We start from the raw sequence: 3,246 nt of genomic DNA on the forward strand, positions 1-3,246 counted from the left end.
GCTGGTCTGGGGATTGGTGGGCGGCCGCTGGTCGCGATTTTCGGCGTTCCTGTACTCGCCAGCGCGGCTGCTGCGGTACCTGCGTGGCACGCCCCACCCGGAGGACGGCATCGGACACAGCCCGCTGGGCGCGTTGTCGGTGTTCGTGCTGCTGGCCGTGCTGGCAGCCCAGGTGGGCACGGGTTTGCTGAGCGACGACGAGATCGCCTTTGCCGGACCGTTGACCCAATATGTCTCGAACGCCGTCGTGAGGCTGGCCACGAACTACCACAAGGACATCGGGCAGTTCCTGGTGCTGGGGCTGGTGGCGCTGCACGTGCTGGCCATCATCTTTTATGTGCGCGTGCGCAAGCAGCAGCTCATTCGCCCCATGCTGGACGGCGACAAGACGCTGCCCGAGGCGGCAGCACCCTCGCGGGATGATGCCCTGAGCCGTATCGTCGCCTTGGTGGTGCTGGCACTGAGCGCTGGCGTGGCCTGGTGGGTGTCGTCCCTGGCGGCACCGGCGTTCTGAACGAAGTCGCTACACTGGCGGCTCCTTCGTTTGCACGCCTTGCGCTTTGGACAAGCCTTCCATCTCCCTGAGAACCCCCTCTTCGCCCGCCGAGTGGGATGCGGTCAGAGACATCTTTCGCGAGTACGCCAGCACGCTGGGCGTTGATTTGTGCTTTCAGGACTTTGAGTCCGAACTGGCGCAGCTGCCGGGCGACTACGCCGAACCCCGTGGCGCCCTGCTGGTCGCCGAAGTGGAAGGCGCCTTGGCAGGCTGTTGCGCCCTGCGCCCGCTGGATAACGCCGACTACCCCAACGCCAGCGAAATGAAGCGGCTGTATGTGCGCAAGGCGTTTCGCGGCTTTGGCCTGGGTCGCGAGCTGGCCGAAGCCATGCTGGACCGGGCGCGGCAAGCAGGTTACGCGTGTGTTTTGCTCGACACCCTGGACGATATGGAGTCGGCCCGCGCGCTGTACACCGACCTGGGCTTCGAAGAAATCCCGCCCTACTACCACAACCCCATACCCGGGGCGCATTACCTCAAGGTCGATATTTTTTGACCATTTGAGGCGCAAGCGCATGGTGCACATGCGCTTGCAGCTATTGATTCAATAGCAATCAGCGGGGTCTCACGCCGCCTTGGCCTGGGCCAGCAGGGTGTCAGCGTCGCTCACTTCAAACTTGCCCGGTGCTTCGACGTTGAGCGTGACCACCTTGCCATCGCGCACGAGCATCGAATAGCGGTTGCTGCGCAGGCCCATGCCCTTGGAGGTCAGGTCCAGGGTGAGGCCCGTGGCTTGCGCGAAGGCGGCGCTGCCGTCGCCCAGCATGCGCACCTTGCCGTCGGTCTTCTGGTCGCGCGCCCAGGCGCCCATCACGAACGCGTCGTTCACGCTCACGCACCAGATTTCATCCACGCCGGCCGCCTTGAACTCGGCGACCTTCTCCACATAGCCAGGAACATGCTTGGCCGAGCAGGTAGGTGTAAAGGCACCGGGCAATGCAAACAGGGCAATCGTCTTGCCCGCCGTCGCCTTGTCCACCGCCACGGGATTCGGGCCGATGCTGCAGCCTTCGCCCTCGACTTCGGAATATTCCATCAGCGTGGCTGCGGGCAGGGTGTCACCGACTTTGATCATTGTTTTCTCCTAGGGATGTTGGGATGGGGTGTTGGAACCCGAGAACGCAGTGCCATGCAAAGCTCCTCCTGGGCACGGTGTGAACCGTTCGCATCAAAAAGGTGGCCCACAAAGCAAAACGACCCACATTGTGGGTCGTTTTGAAGGGCCTTGCTGCCCAGGGGCTTGCGCCCCCGGAGCGGACATGGACAGCTGCTTACAGCAGGCCGGCCTTTTGCACCAAGCGGGTCGCCACCCAGTTCTTGGTCTTGGAGAGCGGACGGCTCTCAGTGATTTCGATCACGTCGCCCAGCTTGTACTCGCCCTTTTCGTCGTGGGCGTGGTACTTGCTCGACTTCGCAACGATCTTGCCGTAGAGCTCGTGCTTCACACGACGCTCGACCAGCACGGTCACAGTCTTTTGACGCTTGTCGCTGACCACCTTGCCAATCAAGGTGCGCTTGAGGGATTTTTTAGGTTCCGTCATATGGGCTCCTTACTTGGCGGCTTGCTTTTCAGCAAGAATGGTCTTGGCACGTGCGATATCACGGCGGGTGGTGCGCAGCGTGTTGGTGTTACCCAGTTGCTGCGTAGCCTTTTGCATGCGCAGGCCGAAATGGGCCTTTTGCAGTGCCTTGATTTCGGCTTCGATGCCAGCAACGTCTTTTTGGCGCAGTTCAGTAGCTTTAGTCATTTTCATGGTCTCCTGAATTACGCGCCAAGGTGACGGCTGACGAACGTGGTGCGCAGCGGCAGCTTGGCAGCAGCCAGGCGGAAGGCTTCGCGGGCCAGTTCTTCGGGCACGCCGACGATCTCGAACACGATCTTGCCGGGCTGGATTTCGGCCACGTAGTACTCGGGGTTGCCCTTACCGTTACCCATACGCACTTCTGCGGGCTTGGTAGAAATTGGCTTGTCCGGGAACACGCGGATCCAGATACGGCCGCCACGCTTGACGTGACGGGAAATCGCACGGCGTGCAGCTTCGATCTGGCGGGCCGTCAGACGGCCACGATCGGTGCACTTCAGACCGAAATCACCGAACGCAACGGAGGCACCCCGTGTTGCGACGCCAGTGTTACGGCCCTTTTGCTCCTTGCGGTATTTACGGCGAGCAGGTTGCAGCATCTTTATTCTCCTTTACCGTCCGCTGCTGTAGCGGGCGCGGCGACTTTGCGTACGCGCTTAACGGCGGTGTTATCAGCGCCACCAGCTTCCGCTGGCTTGTCGCTGCCGTCGGCCGGAGCGGCGTTGCCACCGACAGGACGACGTGGGCCACGGCCTGCGCCTGGACGATCGCCACCTGGGCGGCCATCACGGCGTGGGCCGCGTGGGCGGCGCTCTTCGTCTGGACGAGGCGTTTCCACGGCGGGCAGGTCATTGCGGCCCAGCGTGTCTCCCTTGTAGACCCAGACCTTGACGCCGATCACACCGTAGGTGGTCTTGGCTTCAGAGGTACCGTAGTCGATGTCCGCACGCAGCGTGTGAAGTGGCACGCGGCCTTCACGGTACCACTCGCAGCGAGCGATTTCGATACCGTTCAGACGACCGGACGACATGATCTTGATGCCCTGGGCACCCAGACGCATGGCGTTCTGCATGGCGCGCTTCATGGCGCGGCGGAACATGATGCGCT

The 3,246-nt window shown here is 62.3% G+C and carries 7 protein-coding genes; 2 read left to right on the forward strand and 5 right to left on the reverse strand.

Annotated features, from left to right (window positions below; translation table 11 throughout):
* Together DBR23_RS03365 and DBR23_RS03370 are read left to right on the forward strand one after the other, a co-directional pair.
* The coding region (locus DBR23_RS03365; RefSeq protein WP_108497320.1) for a cytochrome b/b6 domain-containing protein at positions 1 to 514 on the forward strand (514 nt) is incomplete at its 5' end.
* 46 nt (positions 515 to 560) lie between these two features.
* Positions 561 to 1,052: a GNAT family N-acetyltransferase gene (locus DBR23_RS03370; protein ID WP_056058903.1), complete on the forward strand. Its 492-nt coding sequence runs from the start codon at positions 561 to 563 to the stop codon at positions 1,050 to 1,052.
* A 69-nt stretch (positions 1,053 to 1,121) separates the two neighbouring features.
* Here the strand turns inward: DBR23_RS03370 and DBR23_RS03375 are convergent, their stop codons facing one another.
* The 5 genes from DBR23_RS03375 to rpsC all read right to left on the reverse strand — a co-directional run.
* Positions 1,122 to 1,631 (reverse strand): peroxiredoxin, encoded by a 510-nt coding sequence (locus DBR23_RS03375; RefSeq protein ID WP_108497321.1) that lies wholly within the window; start codon positions 1,629 to 1,631, stop codon positions 1,122 to 1,124.
* A 196-nt stretch (positions 1,632 to 1,827) separates the two neighbouring features.
* Entirely contained in the window at positions 1,828 to 2,097 is a 270-nt protein-coding gene (rpsQ, locus tag DBR23_RS03380) for a 30S ribosomal protein S17 (protein WP_015012192.1), read from the reverse strand.
* A 9-nt stretch (positions 2,098 to 2,106) separates the two neighbouring features.
* Positions 2,107 to 2,304 (reverse strand): 50S ribosomal protein L29, encoded by a 198-nt coding sequence (gene rpmC / locus DBR23_RS03385; RefSeq protein WP_015012191.1) that lies wholly within the window; start codon positions 2,302 to 2,304, stop codon positions 2,107 to 2,109.
* 17 nt (positions 2,305 to 2,321) lie between these two features.
* Positions 2,322 to 2,738, reverse strand: coding sequence for a 50S ribosomal protein L16 (gene rplP / locus DBR23_RS03390; protein WP_015012190.1), 417 nt, complete (start codon positions 2,736 to 2,738; stop codon positions 2,322 to 2,324).
* A gap of 2 nt (positions 2,739 to 2,740) precedes the next feature.
* On the reverse strand, positions 2,741 to 3,246 hold a 506-nt coding region (gene rpsC, locus DBR23_RS03395), incomplete at its 5' end, for a 30S ribosomal protein S3 (RefSeq protein WP_108497322.1).

The sequence above is a fragment of the Acidovorax sp. HMWF018 genome (assembly GCF_003061035.1).
Lineage (GTDB): Bacteria > Pseudomonadota > Gammaproteobacteria > Burkholderiales > Burkholderiaceae_C > Acidovorax > Acidovorax delafieldii.